Below are 18,811 nucleotides of genomic sequence, written 5' to 3' on the forward strand. Positions count from 1 at the left end.
TAACGGTTATGGTCATTTCACTGTGGGTTCTAATGGGGCTTGGACTTATACCACCGATACGGCGCACAATGAATTTGTGGCCGGCACTACCTATACCGATACTTTAACGGTGACTTCCGCCGATGGTACTACTTCAACGATTACGGTGAAGATTTTAGGCACCAATGATGCCCCAGTAGCAGTAAATGATACCTTATCGACAATTAATCAATCCAATATGATTACTGTAAGCGGATTGGAGTCTGATTTTTACAATTATACCCCGAATGTTAGCGGTCCGGCCTTGGTAAATCTGTATCAAGTAGAAAATTATATTAATAGTGGAGCTAATGTTGACGCTAATTTTGTCTCTACTACAGTTAATTATGGTAACAGCGCGATAACTAATAATCTTGGTGGTTATATAAGTCCAACAAGTGATAATCTAAAAACCTGGTTAGGTACTGATTCTAGCTCATTGGTTAGAAATGATAGTCCCGTATTGTCTACAACCCAGGCAATTGTCCAAATGCAAGGGTTGGTTCAACTTGCAGCAGGAACGTATAATTTTAGAATAACAGGTGATGATGGTTATAATATTAAAATAGATGGGGTGACAGTAGCCGCGTTTACTTTAAATCAATCACCAGCTACTGCAGTCTATCCCTCATTTACTATTGCAACTTCTGGTTTACACCAAATAGAAATTGAATATTGGGATCAGGGTGGTCAATACGTCCTTCAGGCTGAATTACAACAAGGAAGCTCAGGTTATCACTATTTGGGCACTGCTGATGTGAATGGTAATGGTGCGATATTCCGCACTGATGCCGTTTTAATTAATACTTCTGCATTACTTGCTAATGATACTGACGTAGATAATCCGCAAGCTTCATTAGTTGTTGCAAATGTCAGTAATTCCAGTGTAGGAACAGTGAGCCTTGATGGCAATGGTCATGTTGTTTTAAGTAATCTTCCAAATGGATATTCTGGAAGTGTTACCTTTAATTATCAAACTCAAGATCCTAGTGGGGCTTTATCTAATGTAGCTACTGTAACAGTCAATGTGGATCTCATGGCACCTAATCCTGTTATCAATATAGCGCACAATGCGCTGGCCATTGAGCATGCCAGCACTACGGTAACGGTTGATTTATTAATCACCGCCTCTATAGCAGACGCCAATACAGGAGAATCGTTAGCGATTGCCATTTCAGGAGTTCCTACGGGCGCTACATTGAATCACGGTACTTATGATTCTGTAACTCATCTATGGAATTTAACCGAAGATCAGTTATCTGGTTTACAATTGACGACAACGACGCCGTCAACAGCTAATACGAACAGCAATTATGATCTAACAGTCACTGTTACTGCAAGTGATGTAGCAGGAAACCAACATGTCATTACTGACCATATCAATGTAGAAATTGATAGTACTAAATCAGGCATTTCTACGACTGGAAGTACGAGCAATGATTACATCGATAGTACTAATTCGAGTACTATTATTAATACTGATTCTGGCAGTGGTAATGATCTCATATTCGGTGGAACCAATGTTGATAATCCAGTGGGTAACGCTGGAAATGATATCATCCATGGCGCAGGCGGAAATGATGTTATGAGTGGCGGTGCAGGCCATAACATCCTCTATGGCGAGGCGGGTAATGATACGTTAACTGTAGGAAATGATGGTGGAAATCTTCTCTATGGTGGTACTGGCAATGATACTTTAACTGGTGGCACAGGTAGCGATTTTCTTATTGGAGGACAAGGGGATGATCGGATGACTGGCGGCGGCGGACTTGATACTTTCGTGTGGATGCAGGGAGATAATACGGGTGGGGCTGTAACTGGAAAAGCTACAGATACCATTACTGACTTTAAGCCTAATCCTGTTGGAAGCTCAACTGATGCCAGTGTATTGAATTTATCTGATTTATTATCTGGCGAGCATTTAAATGCCAATAGTTTGGATAGTTATCTGAGTGTCAGTGTATCAGGAGGTAATACAACCATTAAAGTAGATCCTACTGGCAGCGGTAGTTTTGCTTCTCCAACTCAGACCATAATTTTGAGTGGGGTTGATTTAACCTCTGTATTTTCAACAACCAGTTCTCATGCGATTCTTGATCATTTAATTGCCAATGGTAATTTAATAACGCATAGTTAATGGTGTGTCCGTCTAAAATTTGATTGTAACTGATCGGGATGGTGCAACTGGTCTTACATTTTTCTTCTCTATTATTGAAACTTCAAGTTTCTATTATTTGTTTCTGAGCGGCCATAAAAATCTGCTCGCGCCACTTTTCACCCTACTATATACTCGTCTCTTATTTATTAATAAACATGGAGCTGATTGATGTCTGATCCTTATATTTTAGTTTTATACTACTCTCGAACAGGCTCAACGGCCGAGTTAGCTCAGTATATTGCTCGGGGTATTGAGCGAGTAGGAATTGAGGCTCGACTACGGACTGTTGCTCCGGTTTCTACTACTTGTGAAGCGGTAGAGAAAGCTGTTCCTGACAGTGGAGCACCCTATGTCACTTTGAATGACTTGCGTCATTGTCATGGACTGGCTTTAGGTAGTCCAACGCGTTTTGGAAATATGGCTGCTCCATTAAAATACTTCCTGGATAGTACTTCTTCTTTATGGTTGGCTGGTGATTTAGTGGACAAACCTGCTTGTGTTTTTTCCTCTTCAGCCAGCATGCACGGTGGTCAGGAAAGTACCTTAATTAGTATGATGCTGCCTTTAATGCATCAGGGCATGATTATATTAGGTCTTCCCTATACGGAGCCTGCCTTAAATAATACCGTATCAGGCGGAACACCTTATGGAGCGACCCATGTTTCAGGTGTAACAAATGATCATCCAATCAGTCAGGATGAAATTACTTTGGCTAAACATTTAGGGGAGCGTTTAGGGCGCGTGGCATTAAATTTAGATAGAAAATAAGATCTATAGCCCCGTAATACGAGAATGTGAAAATTGAAGCATTAATCCTATATTAGGGCTGCCTATTATTAAGTGTTGAGAACTCTTGTAGAGAGGTTAAAAGGATAATGAAAGTTATTAGTTTTAATGCTAATGGGATAAGGGCTTCAGCCCGCAATGGATTTTATGAGTGGCTTGCAGGACAAGATGCTGATTTTGTTTGTATCCAGGAAACCAAAGCTCAGGCGGATCAGTTAGTACCCGAAGAGGTTTATTATCCTCGAGATTATTTTTGTGATTATTATGATGCACAAAAGAAAGGTTACAGTGGGGTAGCAATTTATGCTCGTCATAAGCCAGTGCGCATTGTGAAGGGCATGGGTTTTGACTATTGTGATAATGAGGGACGTTATATTCAATTTGATTATCCCAAATTAAGCATTATTTCGCTTTATTTGCCTTCAGGTACCAGTGGGGAAGATCGTCAGAAAGTGAAATATGATTTTCTGGACCAATTTGCCAGGCATTTAATTAATTTAAAAAATGAAGGGCGTGAACTGATTATATGCGGTGATTATAATATTGCTCATAAGAAAATAGATTTGAAAAATTGGCGAGGGAATCAAAAAAATTCAGGATTTCTGCCAGAAGAGCGTGCCTGGATGGATGAATTGTTTAGTACTATGGGATTTGTTGACGCGTTTCGAGTTCATAACCAGGAAGAAGAACAGTATACCTGGTGGTCTTACAGGAGTAGAGCTTGGGAAAAGAATGTAGGATGGAGAATTGATTATCAGGTTGTTACTCCAGGACTTACCGAGCATGTTATAAATAGCCAGATTTTTCGCGAACCACGTATGTCTGATCATGCTCCCTTACTGATTGAATATAAGGGGGATTGGCATGTTTAAACTGGCCAGCTGGAATGTTAATTCATTAAAGGTTCGTCTTGATCAAGTACTAGAGTGGTTAGAATCCTCTCAAGTAGATGTTCTGGCAATGCAGGAAACCAAATTACTCGATGAGAATTTTCCGGCTGCGGCATTTATAGACAGAGGATACCATGTGGTTTTTGCAGGACAGAAAACCTATAACGGAGTAGCTATTGTTAGTCGACATCCTTTGACCGAAGTCATCACCGATATTCCTGGCCTGGAGGATCCTCAACGGCGTATTTTGGCTGCAACCGTTGCAGGCATACGATTAATTAACTTATACGTGCCAAATGGGGCAGAACTTATTTCAGACAAATATCAATATAAGTTAAATTGGCTTGAGAAAGTAAATTCTTTTATTCAACAACAATTAATTTTATATCCTCAACTGGCAGTAGTTGGTGATTTTAATATTGCTCCAGAAGATAGAGATGTTCATGATCCTGCTGAGTGGGTGGGGTGTGTGTTAGTAAGTCCTGCCGAAAGACAAGCCTTTATTGATCTTTTAAGTTTAGGATTGCACGATAGTTTTAGAAATTTTGAACAGGAAGAAAATGTTTTTAGTTGGTGGGACTATAGGGCCGCGGGATTCAGGCGTAATAGAGGGTTGCGCATTGATCATGTTTTATTGAGCGACCAGCTGAATGCTTTGTGTCGGCAATCCGGGATTGATAAGGAACCTCGTAAGGCAGAAAGACCTTCTGATCACGCTCCGGTATGGGTAGAGCTTGAGCTGTAAAGCAGGGAGATTTAAAGATGGTGGAATAGCTGGATTGAATTTTCTGTAAATTGCGCTAAGATTAAAGGGTGAATTTGATTCACTCTGACAGAAAAAATTGATTTGCAAAAACTTTTCTGCTATTGTTTTGTGTCATTTGTGTAGAGTATGGTGCTTGGCAATTGGTCCAGGTGGCGATACTCATTTAGAAGAGAGTAGTATTATGAAAGCATCTGTTCATCCCGATTATCAAACGGTCAAAGTCACTTGCAGCTGCGGCGAAGTGTTTGAGACTCGTTCAACTTTATGTAAAGATTTGAGCATTGAAGTATGTTCACTATGCCATCCTTTTTATACTGGTAAGCAAAAACTGGTTGATACTGGAGGACGTGTTCAGAAATTCCGTGATCGCTATAACATGCGTTCTGCTCAAGCTAAAACAAAAGAATAATAGAACCAAGATGTAAGGTTAGAGAAGGCACATAAGAATTGTGCCTTTTTTTTGTGAGTATTGTTAAAAATCATAGTGTTAATTTATGTTTTTTTACCAGCGGTCTAAAAAGAGAGAGTAAGCACTTTGGATAATGATGTATTAAAACAGCGTGCGTTGGACTATCATGAGTTTCCTGTACCAGGAAAGCTTTGTGTTAACGTTACAAAACCAACGAATTCCCAGGATGATTTATCTTTAGCCTATACTCCAGGAGTAGCAGTGCCTGTTTTGGCTATAGCCGAAACCCCTGAAAATGCCTATCGTTATACAAATAAAGGCAATTTAGTTGCGGTGATCACTAATGGTACTGCCGTTCTTGGTTTGGGCGATGTAGGCCCTTTAGCCAGTAAACCGGTGATGGAAGGGAAGGCGGTTTTATTCAAGCGCTTTGCAGATCTTGATGTCTTTGATATAGAAATCGATGCTGATGATCCGCAGGCTTTTATTGCTACTGCAAAACGAATTTCCCCCACTTTTGGTGGTATTAATTTAGAAGACATCAAGGCTCCTGAGTGTTTTGAAATAGAACAAGCCTTGATCGAACAATTAAATATTCCCGTATTTCATGATGATCAACATGGTACTGCTATTGTGGTTGCCGCGGGTTTGTTGAATGCCCTTGAATTACAGCAAAAAAAATTATCTGAAGCAAAAATTGTATGTATTGGTGCGGGAGCTGCTGGCATAGCCTCCATGCGATTACTTGTTGCTTTAGGTGCTGACAAAAAAAATATGCTCCTGCTTGATACCAAAGGAGTTATTCATTCAGGCCGCGCCGATTTAAATGCTTATAAATTTGCATTTGCGCGTACCACTGAATGCCGGACTTTACGCGATGCGCTAGTAGGTGCTGATGTATTTATCGGTGTTGCTAAACCTGATTTATTAGATGCGGATTTATTGAATTTAATGGCGCCTAATCCCGTTATTTTTGCATTATCTAATCCTAACCCTGAAATCAGACCCGAACTTGCTCATGAGGTACGTAAAGATCTGGTGATTGCTACAGGACGTAGTGACTATCCCAATCAAGTGAATAATGTGTTATGTTTTCCTTATATTTTTCGCGGTGCACTAGATGTGCGCGCTACATGTATTAATCAATCGATGCAAATTGCAGCTGTAGAGGCAATTCGTCAACTAGCGCATGAAGCTGTGCCTCAGGTAGTGAAGGATAATTACCCTGGAGTTACTAATTGGGAGTTTGGTCCTGACTACATTATTCCAAAGCCAATAGATCCTCGTTTAAAAGAGAGGGTCCCTGCTGCTGTAGCTAAAGCTGCTATAGCCAGTGGTGTGAGTCAAGTTAATAATTTAAGATAAGAAAAGAGTTGAAATTACCTCTTCGAGGAAGAGTGTGCGCTCGTGCTTAACCTATTGTTAAGGAGATAACCTTGCATTTTGAAAACCGTAGAGATTACACAATAATTGGTTGGCTCATTTGCGGACTTGGAGCTATATTTTACAGTTATGAGTATTTATTGCGTATCGCACCCAGTGTAATGGAACATGCACTACGCGAGCATTTTAATTTATCGGCGACAGGTTTTGGTCTGCTCTCCTCTATTTACTATTTTGCTTATGTTCCCATGCAATTACCGGTTGGAGTATTGCTTGATAGATATGGTCCCAGAAGATTATTAACCATTGCTTGTCTGATTTGTGTTGTGGGAACATTTTTGTTTACTGCCACCTCCGTATTTTGGATAGCAGCAACAGGTCGGTTTCTAGTCGGGTTCGGCTCAGCCTTTGCTTTTGTGGGTGTCCTAAAGCTTGCGACCATATGGTTGCCTGAAAATAGATTAGCTATGGTTTCTGGTATGACTTCTGCTTTGGGTCCTATTGGTGCCATGCTGGGTGATAACTTCATGGAGATCTTCGTTGAAAGATTAGGATGGATTAAAACTCTGAATCTAACTGCAATTTTTGGTGTAGTATTAATTTTTGTTTTATGGTTTGGAATTCACGATAAAAAGGGACAGCACAGACAAAGTGGTACTGTTCCCAGCTTTAAAAAAGGAATGATCGATTTAGGTATCATTATCCGAAGTAAGCAGATCTGGGTTAATGGGATGTACGGTTGCTTGGTTTACCTTCCCACCACTGTTTTTGCCGAGCTGTGGGGAATTCCTTACTTAAAACATGCTCATGGTCTTTCTTCACAAGCGGCTGGATTAGCAAATTCTTTACTCTTTTTGGGCTTTATCATTGGCGCTCCATTAATGGGTTATATTTCAGACAAATTAGCTCGTCGAAAATTTCCTATGCTCATTGGAGCCGCCGGCGCAGCAATAGTCATGATGATGATTTTATATCTCCCTGGCTTAAGTGAGTCCAACATCCAATCTTTGATGTTTTTATTAGGTTTGTTATACAGTGCTCAAGCTATTGTTTTTGCAGTAGGTCGTGAATTGAGTCCTGGCGAAGCGGCAGGTACAGCAATGGCAGTAACTAATATGATTGTTATGCTCGGTGCTATGTTCCTACAGCCTTTAGTCGGACATTTACTAGACTTTAGCTTGTCAGCACATTTAGGGGGGGCCGCTGTAACAGGGGCAACAATCGATAACTTACAGAGGTTATATACGGTCGATGACTATCAATTTGCCTTATCTATTATTCCATTAGGCATACTGATTGCAGCCATATTGACGTTCTTTTTAAAAGAAACACATGCCCATGCACCCAAATAATATAATTACAAAAAAACAAGCGCTCTTCGGTATTTTAGTCTGCTTTGTCGGAGCTATATTTTACTGTTATGAGTTTATTCTTCGGATTATACCAGGTGCTCTGCAAACAGAATTAAGCACAGCCTTGGGCCATATTTCCGCCACCACCTTTGGGCAGATTTCAGCATTATATTATTTTGCTTATTCGCCTATGCAGATGCCTGTAGGCATGTTGATGGATAGGTATGGTCCAAGAAAACTGCTTACTTTTGCATGCTTATGTTGTACCTTAGGTTCCTGGATGTTTACCTTAACCTCGTCAATGTTTCTTGTCGGAGCAGGACGATTTTTAGTAGGATTTGGTTCATCCTTTGCCTTTGTTGGTGTGCTATCTCTGGCTTTACATTGGTTACCTCGTCGTTATTTTTCTTTAGTAGCTGGCCTGATTACCACTTTGGGTATGTTAGGTTTGGTTTATGGTGAGGTTAAAATAACCGAGTGGTCGGTCAGTATAGGATGGGAAAGGGTATTAATTATCATCGCATTCATTGGTTGTGGCCTGAGTATATTAATGTTCAGCGTGGTTAGGGATGGTCCAGAAGGATATCAACCAAATAAATATCCTTTACCAGAATTTTTTCATAATGTTCTCAAAGTATTGATGTCACCAGAAGTTTGGTTGATTGGTTTTGTCGGTGCTTGCTTATATACATCCCTCTCTGTCTTTGGTGAATTATGGGGCAAAACCTATTTAGAGCAGGCCCATCATTTAACTAAGGTTGAAGCCGCTAAAACGGTATCAGCAGTCTTTTTAGGCTGGGCTGTTGGAGCTCCAATTGCCGGGTATTTATCTGATAGAACAGGTAGAAGAGTACTGCCTCTGGTTACGGGAGCTATCTTAGCGTTGATTTGCATTAGCCTGGTTTTATATATGCCCGGCTTATCTTACCTGAGTTTAAATATTTTATTATTTTTGTATGGTGTCTTTAGTGCTACAGAAATTATTGTCTTTATTATGGCTAAAGAATGCAGTGGTGCTAAGTTGTCTGGTACCGTATTTGCTGCAACCAACATGATAGTGACTCTGGGTGGAGTAGTTTTTCAACCTTTAGTGGGTAAACTACTTGATACCTTTGGTGATAGTGGGATCGTAGGCGGTGAGCATATTTATACGGTAGAAGATTATCAGGTTGCTTTATCAATTCTGCCGATTTCATTGTTAATGGTTACTATTCTGGCATTTTTTATCAAAGATCATAAAGAGCAACATTCAATTAATTAACTCATAAAGACGGCAACCAGTTCTTTAACTGGTTGTCGCTGTTTCACATTGCAATTGATCCAGCGAGAAACAGGAAAGCTCTTGATTTGCGCTTTGTGATAATGGCTGCGAGTAAATTCAGTATCATGATTGGAAATAATGACAGGAATCCCTTTCGCCGCAGTTTTCTCTGCTAATTCAGCTAATTCTATTTGGTCTTCTTCTGTAAACTTCTTTTGGGTATAAGGGAGCGGTTTAGTTACTTTGGAGAATGGTACATAGGGTGGGTCACAATAAATAACATCTCCTGGCTTCGCTAATGCAAAAGTATTTCTAAAATCATTCTGAATGAATTGTGCTTGCCGACTTTTTTTATGAAAAAGAATCATTTCTTTGCGTGGAAAATAGGGTTTCGTATAAAGCCCAAATGGAACGTTATATAACCCTTTAGAGTTATACCGACACAATCCATTATAGCCATGCCGGTTGAGATAGAGAAAAAAAGCTGATTTCTGATAAGAATGACTTAATCTATTAAAATCAGCACGTCTTTCATAGTATTTTTCTTTACAATTAGCATCTGGATGAAAATACTGCTGGCAATAATCTATAAATTCTTCGCCTTGCTCCTGTAAGGTAGTGAAGATTTGGATTAGATCCGGATTGCTTTCTGCCAAAATATAAGAGGAGTAATCCGTATTCATAAAAATCACCCCAGATCCAGCAAAGGGCTCAATTAAACGAAGGCCTGGAGGAAGAGAAGAGATAATTTCGTTTAAGCAATTATATTTGCTTCCTGCCCATTTAAGAAAGGGCCTGATTTTTGTCATAAGTGTTTTTATTATTATTTATTTTGAGTGCAGTATCGCTTATTTTTAAGAGAAAAAACAGAATATTATGAGCAGTCTTTGACATGAAATAAATTGCTATTTAATTAATTTAGTACAGTTAGAAATATCAATCAGCGTGATAATTGGTTATATTGAAGAACCGGGGCCGTTATCCAGATATTTAGATAGAACACTCTTAAGCTCAGGATCCGCCTCTTTTATAAACTCATTACCCTCATTGCTTACCGATGGATCAAATTTATGATTATAATGGACTCGAACACCAGGGTTGCTACTAAATAAATCACTCCCATTTATATAATTTTTATTTTTAAAAAATACCGTTAATTTTTTATCGCATCCCTCAGGAAGAAAAAAATTATGCACAGTACATTGAGAACTGTATTTCTTACTTCCTTTTTTTGAGCAAGGGGAATGAGTTAGAAAAATATCAATTTTATTTATTTTTTGATTTGGAAACATTTTTTTAAAATCATTTAAAATAGTAGGAAAGCCTCGAATCAGATTTTCTTCGGCATGACGAGATTTTTCTGGAAATTCTTTTGAAGCACCTCCTTCAATCATCAATTTATAGAGCCGTTCTTTTCTTGGACGGTCCACGTTTTCTGGAGCAAGCTTCAGTAATTCATTTCCTATCACCATCTTATTATGTGCTTGGATGATCGTGGCTACTTCAGCATCAGGATTGCTTCGGAAAACAAAATAAGCTTGACCATTAAAGCTAATAATGGCGAATACTTCTTTAGATTTTCTTGGGAATGCTCGTAATGCCTCGGAAAGATTAGGATAGATTTTCATATAAATTAGAAATGATTGGATGCAAACCATTTATTATATAAAATCATTATTAAGAGAAAATTAAATTCATATTTCACAATTCTTAAAAAATATTTGTACATCAACCAAAATTAGCTGAGAATTGAAATACCATATGGAGCAGGCTATCCATCCGTATGAATTTAAACAGTAACTCCAGGATGAGACGATATTATTATGAATATAAGGAAGTTGTTGTCATTGCTGAGCGCCTTTATAGTGCTCTTATCCCTTGAATCTAATTTATTTGCAGCTAAAGAACCGTGTGGTAAATTTTTAGATCAAATTATTTTAAAATTTAAAACAGCGAGTAGCCTAGATGAACCCAATCTGAGTACTGCTTGGTGGGATGCTTTTTCAAAAAAAAATGGATTACCTATCCAATCAGTAAAATCAATGCCAAGCGGCGCTTATCTGGTGGCGATTGATTCTAAAAAACTGGTGCAATTGTCAGAGGCAAAGAATTTATTAAAAGACAGTTATTTTAATCAAGCGCTTAGTAAACTATTAAAGCAGCCTGATATTCTATATGCTGATCGTGATATGACTTATTGTTTAATCAAGCCCCCAGTACGCCCTAAAAAAACATCATTTGCTAACTCTAATTTAGCCTTAATTTCTCATGCATCTCAATGGGATGAATTTAGTTATCCTGGGGTTTTTTTAGAGTCCGCTCCTGGTTTAGCAGATGGCGCTTGGGCGACAACATTAGGTTATGCTAATCCGCCTATTGTTTTATCCAATTTTGAATCGATTAATTATAATCCCGATTTAGCACCTAATATATTGCCTGGCTGGAATTTTGCTGATAACAACAGCAACATTACAGATCCAAGTGATGATCATGGTACACATACAGCAGGAACAATAGCTGCTACAGGTACCGTTTTAGATATTGCGGGAATGGGGCCTCTACTCAAAATTTTACCTATTACTTCTGATTCTCTTTCCCAATTAGAGCAAGGTATGTATTGGGCAATGGGGAGAGATGTTCCTGGTGTTCCACATAATAACTATCCGACTAAAGTAGGGAGCATGAGTTTTAATTTTCCACAAACCATTGGATGTCCGCCCTCTTTTCAAGAGGCAATAAATGCTTTTGTTAATAATGATAGTATTCTTGTTGCTAGTTCTGGAAATGAAAATATGCCTGCTTCCAACAATCCTCCCCGATCTTGTAATAATGTGATTGTTGTAGCTGCTACGCAAATCAATGGATATAGGGCTAATTACTCCAATTATGGCCCGCGCGTCACTCTAGCCGCGCCTGGAGGAGAACAGGCAAATGGAGAACCATGTGATTCTAATGGTATTCTATCTACGGTTTCTGCAGGATCTGGATGTCAGAGTAGCGGTTTTTCATTTTTTGAAGGAACAAGTATGGCAACGCCTCACGTTGCTGGTATTGCAGGATTAATTTATGCAATTAATCCCTATATAAGTGCTCAAGAAGTCAAAAGCATTCTGTTGGAAAGTGTTACGCCATTTGCAGTCACTTCCGACCCAACACGCTCATGTACTGGAGTTATGTCATGTGGTGTTGGAATTGTTAATGCTTATAATGCGGTACAATTAGCAATATCCGGTCGTGAAATTGTGGCGGCTCCTTCACCAACAGACTTGGAGTTGAAAACATCATTTGATCCTTTTAACCGCTGTCCAGTAAACCTATACGTTCCGACAGCAAAATCCATTGGCTCGCCTCTTTCCAACAAATGGGTAATAAATAAAAGTACACGAGCATGTCAGCCCCTGAATGTGTATGAAAACCCAATTCTGCAAGTCAATGGACAACAAGTAATGGCAATATACGGAAAAACCGTAGTAACGCTACAAACACCAGGATTTAATTGTCAGGTCAATTATCCGCATGGATTTATATGTTAATCATGTTGAGTGAAATTGGTTATAAGGGAAAAAATGAAAACTAAATTATTTATTGTAATAATGCTGATTTTATTTAAAACCAGCATCTGGGCCTCGTCTCAAATATCTCAGATTTATGTTAAATTTGGTCCAGACTATTTCTGGAGCCAAAGCAATGATTATTTTATTAAACGAATTAATCCGATTGAGGGATCGCTAACTCCCTTCATTACACCTGGCTCGCTTAATGATGGAAATTGGGCTGGAAATGTAGCAATTGGATTTACATATCCCTTAACATCAATATGGAAATTAAATCCAGAAGCTTCTTATCTCTCACTAGGGAATTATTCAAAAACATTTAATCCCTTTATTTCTGGCCCTTATGAAAGTAACGATATTATTAATACCTTTCATTCTACAATGAAAGGTAAGGTAATTGCAGCAGTCTTTAATGTTGAATATTTAATAAACAGTAAATACTCAGTCTATGTAGCGCCTGGATTAGGAGTTGCAAACATTAGAACCAAGAATGCACTCAATTATCAGTCTTCTGAAGACGAAACCAATTTGTTGATGGTATCCAATGAAAGTCGAAATAATTTTAGTCCCCAAGTATCTGTTGGTGTTAAATACGCACTGACTTCAAATTTCTTTTTTGATCTTGGAGTAAATTATATTGGGTTGGGAACAATTCCATTTGGTACCTATTCAAACGATGCTGATTATTATACTGCGACGAAAATTGCTGCAAATAACGCTCATTTATGGGGGCCCAAACTTAATATAATTTATTATTTTAGTTGATTGGAAAGACAGAAGAAAAAACCGCTCCTTATTTCAGGAGCCCCTCTCCGCAAGCTTCTCGGGATGACGGGAGGTGGCTTAAGTTAACGGCAGTCGGGATCAGGAGGGAGAATAGCGACACCTATCGTAACAGGTTGCTTATCTGATAGTCTATAAAAAATGTAATTAGGTATTTTTCTTAATTTGGGAAAGCGTTCCAATACTGACTCTGGTAACTTAGTGTGAGCTCGACTTTCCTTATCCCAGGTGTAATAACCGCTCTCATCCCAGATAAAGAGCCCACCCTGCTGACGTAATTCCTTTTCATTGATCCAGGGACTATCCTCTGACTTCCAGTTTAAATAAGGGACAGGGTTATCTGTCATATAGGGAGTGACTCCTGTAACAAGATAATTTGAGCCGGCAAGAAAAGGAAGTGGGGTATGATATTGCTCTCGCCAAAGCTTGGATAACGATAAGGCAATTTGGTGATTGGGGAGAAATGCATCGCTGTTAGAACGGGGAATGAAGGTTAAAGTGCTCATTCTGGCGAGAAATAGTATCGAGCTAAAGAGTATTAAAGTCGTGACAAACTGTTTTAAATTTTTTTTCGATAGGGCGGGTTTTAAGTAGGCTATAGCCAAAATGCCTAACGCAAAAAAATAGGGAGTAGACCATCGAGGCGGAAAGTAATCACCAGTGAAGAGGCAGAGTATTAGAGAAAGAGTAAGTGGGCCTAATCCGAGGAAAATAAGAAATTGCCATTGAAAAGATTCTAATGGCAGCTGGATTTTATTCTTATTATAAAAGGGCCACAGTAAAATAAATAAACCAGCTACATCCATAATGCTATTAATGACAAAACCAAAGGGATGACGGAAGTGATTCAAAGGCATCTTATTTTGCGTATAATCTGAAGAAATTTCTGATGCGTAAGTCAGAGTAATAAAATGATGCTGATATAACCAAATGAGATGAGGTATTATTAATAAGAAAAAAGTGCCTAGCGCATAATAAATTCCCGGTTTTGTAAAGCTCTTGCGAGCAAGGGGATTCAATAAGCAAAATAAAAACATCGGTAAAAACAACAGCGCAACCTGATATTTGGTGCATACGCAAAGTGCTGCAAATAATGCAGTACACAGCCAATTCATTACATTCTGTTTCGTCAGCGCTTGATAAAAAAATAAGCTCAGCAAGGCCCATAAAGGAGATTGGAGCGTATCAGGAGTGAAGTTAAAGGAGTTAATATTATAAAAAAGAACCCCTTCTAATGCTAAAGTAGCTATAAGGGCATGCCCTAGAGGAAGAATTTGCTGAGCCAGTTTCCACACCGCTATAAAAGTAAGGGATACAGCCAACTGAGCCAAAAGATAGACTGGCCAGCCAACGCCTCCAAATAATTTGGTTACTCCAGCACAAAGCCAGGCTGTCAGAAATGGATGCTTGCTATAACCTAGTTGCCATTGGAGCCCCCAAGTGATTCCCTCTAAGGTGTCATGAGAAACAGTAGGTCTTAACAGGGAAGGCCCAAGAGTCCAGAGTAGAGTATGAATTAGGATAAAAAACCAGAAATAATAGTGATAATGACGCACTTCTCCCTGCCCACCATCAAAAAATTTATTTGTTTCGGCTTTGGCTTTTTGCGCCAATTCTGAGCATTTTAAGCTGATTGTTTCAGTCGGGTAGGGCATTTGCTATTCGGTTCTTGTTGAAATAATGGACTGTTAGATGCTTTATGGATTATCAGCTAAATTGAGCTATTACACAAGGAAAAGCGCTCGTCTTTGCGAACGAAGTGAAACAATCCAGCTCAGATTTTCAATTTAAAATCGGCCAATTGCTTCGCTAACTCTCGCAAAGACGGTTTGTTAATCAGCTTTATACTAAAGTCCAGTTATAAGCTTAAGGAATTAATTCATTATTGCAACAATAAGCAACCCTACTGCAATGAAACCAATCAGCCCCAGGCTGGGGGTTCCCCCGGGTACCATGTGGCTTTCAGATGGTGCGAGTACGCAGGTCTTTCGTCCTTTCCATGCCATAATGGCTGGTAACAAGAGCAATAAAATCACACAACAAATACCTGCATAACTTAGTGCATGTAAATAAATTCCAGGATTGATTAAAACCACGGCCAAGGGAGGGAGAAAGGTCAGAGCAAGAGTGTACTTACCTTCATTACCCGATTTTTTAAGTTTTAATCCATCAGCCAGGAAATCAAATAAACCAAGAGAAACACCTAAAAAGGCAGTGACCATACAAATAGAGGTAAAAAAGCCGAAAAATCCACTGATCCATTGACTTTGTACGGACTGATTTAACGCTTCGGTTAAACCACTGGTCGCATGTTCAGAGTTCATTAAAGCGATTAGGCCATTAGTCCCTTCACGCGAAACAACACCCATAATCACTGCATCCCATACAATGTAACAAAATAAAGGGATAAGGGAGCCAAATAGGATAACGCGTCTTAAAGTACGAATATCATTGTCAAAATAGTCTCGTAGGCTGGGTACTATGGAAGCAAAGCCAAATGAGGTAATTAAAATCATGAGTGTTCCCGTAAAAGCTCGGGCTGAGCCACCCACTAAACCAATGGGTGAAACATGGGGACTTATAATAGCAACCAATAAAACATAAACACCCAGTTTACCAAACATCAACCCGCGATTTACGTAATCTACCGAGCGTATTCCTTTATAAACGACAAAGCTGAATAAAGCCGTAAAAATTACGGAGGTGATCCAGTTAGGTAAATCAATATTCATTCTATGCAATATACCACTAAATACATCGCTTCCTCCTGAAATATAAGCAGCAAGTAAGGTATAAAGTAAAAACAGATAGGTTATCCAGGCAATAATTTGTCCCGGGAGACCTAGAGTTGATTTAGCCATGGAAATCATGTTACTGCCTGGAGGCAGGCGCAGATTTACTTCAAGAACCAATAAGGCGCCAGCAGTCATTACCAACCAACAGAAAAAAAGGAAAAATAGGGAGTTACCAAAGCCTACTTCAGCCGTCGATACGGGAAGAGCAAGCATTCCACCGCCTATTGATGTTCCAACAATGAGTAAAATTCCACCTATTAGCTTTGAGTTGAACACTTATATAATCCAAAATAGTTCAAATATAGAACAATATGATACTTAGTTTTGCAAGAAAAGTCAACAATTTCTTACTGGATGCTACGCGTGGCATTTAAGCTAAGAGCCCCCAAACCTCATGAACCAACAGAGCAATTGAAACGATAATTACAGCAAACTGAGAGATTTTACCGCCAGGTGCCTTGAAGATTGAGGTATAATGTTTTCTACCAAAATAACACATTAACGCGGGTAGAAGTAATAATAATATAATACAGAATATACCTGCGTAGCTTAAAGCATGAATGTATGCTCCGGGATAGTAAATCACAATCAGCAAAGGAGGGAGGAAGGTAAGAAAAAACAATCCTATACCATGTGATCCGTATTCACGTAATTTTAAACCATCGGCAAGAAAACTATACAAACAGAGTGATACTCCTAAAAACGCGGTTAACATACAAATTGAAGTGAAAAAATTAAATAAAGCGCTGATCCATGAGCTTTGAATTTTAGCTGATAATAAAGAGGCAAGGGCGCTTGTTGTATGAGGGTTTTGCATCAGACTTTCCAGCCCCTGACTTCCTTCTGAAGGCAAGGCGCCGATAATAACTGCATCCCAGGCTATATAGCATATCAAGGGAATGAGTGAGCCGATAAAAATTACTTTTTTAAGCGTTTTTATATCATCATCAAAATAATCCCTTAGATTAGGGACAATTATAGCGAATCCAAAAGAAGTAATTAAAATCATAATGGAGCCGCCAATATAACGCATATCACCATGTTGAAAATGATGTATTTCAACGTGGGGTGCGATAAATATGACTAATAAACAATAAACAGCTAATTTACCAAACATCAGTCCTCGGTTGGCGAAATCGACATAATAGATGCCGCCATAAACGATTAATCCAAAAATTAAAGTAAATAGGGAGCTTGCTTGCCATTCATTAAGATGCAGGCCAGTTTTAAACAGCAGGCTGTTTAATACATCGGCACCTCCAGATATATAAGCAGAAAGCAGGGTATACAGTAAAAAGAGATAACTGATCCAGGCTGCTAGCAAACCATAGTTGCCTAAGGTGGCTGATGCCATAGATACCATGTGTTTTCCCCTGGGCAAATAAAGGTTGGCCTCAAGAATAAAAAACGCGCCGAAGGTCATAAATGCCCAGCAAACAAACAGAAACAATGACGATTGCCAAAATCCTGTAGCCGCATTAGCTACTGGAAGGGCAAGCATGCCCCCACCAATAGAGGTACCAACAATTAAAAGAATTCCACCTATAAATCTTGAATGCATTAATACAACCTTATTTTACAAAAACTGCTTGAGGCTGAGTCTGAGCAACTAAACCAGTAAACCATTGAATCTCAATGCGTCTATTTTGGGCACTACCATGAATCAGTTTATTGTCTGATATGGTATTTTTATCCCCATAACCTTCCGCTTTAAGTCGATACGCTTGAATACCTTTAGCCCAGAGAAAGGTCAATATGGTTTCGGCCTGTGCTTGCGAGAGCATTCTTTTATGAAAACGTGAACCAACATTATCAGTGAAGCCAGCAACGTAAATGGGGCTTTGCGGATAAAGCTTTAATAATCGAACAATATTATTTAAGCCGGGATAGCACAATTCGGTAAGGCGCGGACTTTGAAACATAAAGTATTTATCAGTGGGGATGATCAAGGTCATCGTATCGCCATATTCTACAAATTGAATATTTTGTTTTCTTAATTCTTTAACAATGCTCGGCTTACTGTCTTTATGAATACCAATAACTGCCCCTACAGTACCTCCGATAGCCCCACCAAGAAGTGCTCCGGTTAAGGTACCGCTGGTTAAAGCGCCAGCAGCAGAGCCAAATGCAGCCCCGCCCGCAGCTCTTCGAGCAGTGCGATGATCGGTTCGAAAATTATTATAAGGCGGGTGAAAACAACTACTTAGTAAGCAAATCATTAATCCATAACAAAGGATTCGTGTTTTAGCTAAATTGAGTGACATATCCACTCCATTAATCAATAATTTTATCATTATTAAGCATCTGGGTAAATTTCGCAATGCAACTTGAAATTAAACTTCCCTTATTTCATAAGACATTGTTAACACTGGGTAACGTCATCCTGAACGCAGTGAAGGATCTTCGGATGTTGGCACGGTGCCAGTTTGAGGAGATCTCTTGCTGACGCTCGAGATGACGTAGGGGAGTGGCTTGAGGCTGGGCAACGTCATCCTGAACGCAGTGAAGGATCTTCTGATGGTGGCACGGTGCCAGTTGGAGGAGATCTCTCGCTGACGCTCGAGATGACGTAGCCGGGGCTCGAGATGACGTAGGGAGTGGCTTGAGGCTGGGCAACGTCATCCTGAACGCAGTGAAGGATCTTCTGATGTTGGCA

Annotated in this window: 16 protein-coding genes; 10 read left to right on the forward strand and 6 right to left on the reverse strand. The window is 39.3% G+C overall.

Annotated elements, in window-relative coordinates; translation table 11 throughout:
- The 8 genes from LOX96_RS16775 to LOX96_RS16810 all read left to right on the forward strand — a co-directional run.
- A partial coding sequence (locus LOX96_RS16775) for a type I secretion C-terminal target domain-containing protein (RefSeq protein WP_284498402.1) occupies nt 1–2,155 on the forward strand: 2,155 nt, incomplete at its 5' end.
- 189 nt (nt 2,156–2,344) lie between these two features.
- A complete protein-coding gene (gene wrbA / locus LOX96_RS16780) occupies nt 2,345–2,944 on the forward strand; it encodes an NAD(P)H:quinone oxidoreductase (RefSeq protein WP_250424629.1) in 600 nt (199 codons plus the stop codon).
- A 107-nt stretch (nt 2,945–3,051) separates the two neighbouring features.
- Nucleotides 3,052–3,834, forward strand: coding sequence for an exodeoxyribonuclease III (locus LOX96_RS16785; protein WP_250424630.1), 783 nt, complete (start codon nt 3,052–3,054; stop codon nt 3,832–3,834).
- Nucleotides 3,827–4,597 (forward strand): exodeoxyribonuclease III, encoded by a 771-nt coding sequence (gene xth / locus LOX96_RS16790; RefSeq protein ID WP_250424631.1) that lies wholly within the window; start codon nt 3,827–3,829, stop codon nt 4,595–4,597. The genes LOX96_RS16785 and xth overlap by 8 nt, the downstream gene beginning before the upstream one ends.
- Nucleotides 4,598–4,799: 202 nt before the next feature.
- Nucleotides 4,800–5,027, forward strand: coding sequence for a 50S ribosomal protein L31 (gene rpmE / locus LOX96_RS16795; RefSeq protein WP_250424632.1), 228 nt, complete (start codon nt 4,800–4,802; stop codon nt 5,025–5,027).
- A 126-nt stretch (nt 5,028–5,153) separates the two neighbouring features.
- Nucleotides 5,154–6,392: a malic enzyme-like NAD(P)-binding protein gene (locus tag LOX96_RS16800; RefSeq protein WP_250424633.1), complete on the forward strand. Its 1,239-nt coding sequence runs from the start codon at nt 5,154–5,156 to the stop codon at nt 6,390–6,392.
- 71 nt (nt 6,393–6,463) lie between these two features.
- Complete coding sequence (locus LOX96_RS16805; protein ID WP_250424634.1) at nt 6,464–7,762, forward strand: MFS transporter; 1,299 nt, start codon at nt 6,464–6,466, stop codon at nt 7,760–7,762.
- Complete coding sequence (locus tag LOX96_RS16810) at nt 7,743–9,023, forward strand: MFS transporter (protein WP_250424635.1); 1,281 nt, start codon at nt 7,743–7,745, stop codon at nt 9,021–9,023. Before LOX96_RS16805 ends, LOX96_RS16810 begins: the two co-directional genes overlap by 20 nt.
- Here LOX96_RS16810 and LOX96_RS16815 read toward each other — a convergent pair.
- Both LOX96_RS16815 and LOX96_RS16820 read right to left on the reverse strand, forming a co-directional pair.
- Nucleotides 9,020–9,832, reverse strand: a complete 813-nt coding sequence (locus tag LOX96_RS16815; RefSeq protein ID WP_250424636.1) for a Dam family site-specific DNA-(adenine-N6)-methyltransferase — start codon at nt 9,830–9,832, stop codon at nt 9,020–9,022. The genes LOX96_RS16810 and LOX96_RS16815 overlap by 4 nt on opposite strands.
- A 147-nt stretch (nt 9,833–9,979) precedes the next feature.
- Nucleotides 9,980–10,651 (reverse strand): hypothetical protein, encoded by a 672-nt coding sequence (locus LOX96_RS16820; protein ID WP_250424637.1) that lies wholly within the window; start codon nt 10,649–10,651, stop codon nt 9,980–9,982.
- Between the two features lie 195 nt (nt 10,652–10,846).
- Between LOX96_RS16820 and LOX96_RS16825 the strand changes: the two genes are divergently transcribed.
- Both LOX96_RS16825 and LOX96_RS16830 read left to right on the forward strand, forming a co-directional pair.
- On the forward strand, nt 10,847–12,556 hold the full coding sequence (locus LOX96_RS16825; protein WP_250424638.1) for a S8 family serine peptidase: 1,710 nt from the start codon (nt 10,847–10,849) through the stop codon (nt 12,554–12,556).
- A gap of 33 nt (nt 12,557–12,589) precedes the next feature.
- Entirely contained in the window at nt 12,590–13,342 is a 753-nt protein-coding gene (locus tag LOX96_RS16830) for an outer membrane protein (RefSeq protein ID WP_250424639.1), read from the forward strand.
- Nucleotides 13,343–13,425: 83 nt separating this feature from the next.
- Here LOX96_RS16830 and LOX96_RS16835 read toward each other — a convergent pair whose 3' ends face one another.
- The 4 genes from LOX96_RS16835 to cmpA all read right to left on the reverse strand — a co-directional run bounded on the left by LOX96_RS16835 (nt 13,426) and on the right by cmpA (nt 18,419).
- Complete coding sequence (locus tag LOX96_RS16835; RefSeq protein WP_250424640.1) at nt 13,426–15,015, reverse strand: glycosyltransferase family 39 protein; 1,590 nt, start codon at nt 15,013–15,015, stop codon at nt 13,426–13,428.
- A 219-nt stretch (nt 15,016–15,234) separates the two neighbouring features.
- On the reverse strand, nt 15,235–16,431 hold the full coding sequence (locus LOX96_RS16840) for an amino acid permease (RefSeq protein WP_250424641.1): 1,197 nt from the start codon (nt 16,429–16,431) through the stop codon (nt 15,235–15,237).
- A 94-nt stretch (nt 16,432–16,525) separates the two neighbouring features.
- On the reverse strand, nt 16,526–17,716 hold the full coding sequence (locus LOX96_RS16845; protein ID WP_250424642.1) for an amino acid permease: 1,191 nt from the start codon (nt 17,714–17,716) through the stop codon (nt 16,526–16,528).
- Nucleotides 17,717–17,726: 10 nt separating this feature from the next.
- The gene (gene cmpA / locus LOX96_RS16850; RefSeq protein WP_250424643.1) at nt 17,727–18,419 is read right to left on the reverse strand and encodes a C-OmpA-like family protein CmpA; all 693 of its coding nucleotides are present in this window, start codon (nt 18,417–18,419) and stop codon (nt 17,727–17,729) included.
- Nucleotides 18,420–18,811: the final 392 nt, after the last annotated feature.

The sequence above is a fragment of the Legionella maioricensis genome (assembly GCF_023618015.1).
Classification (GTDB): domain Bacteria; phylum Pseudomonadota; class Gammaproteobacteria; order Legionellales; family Legionellaceae; genus Legionella; species Legionella maioricensis.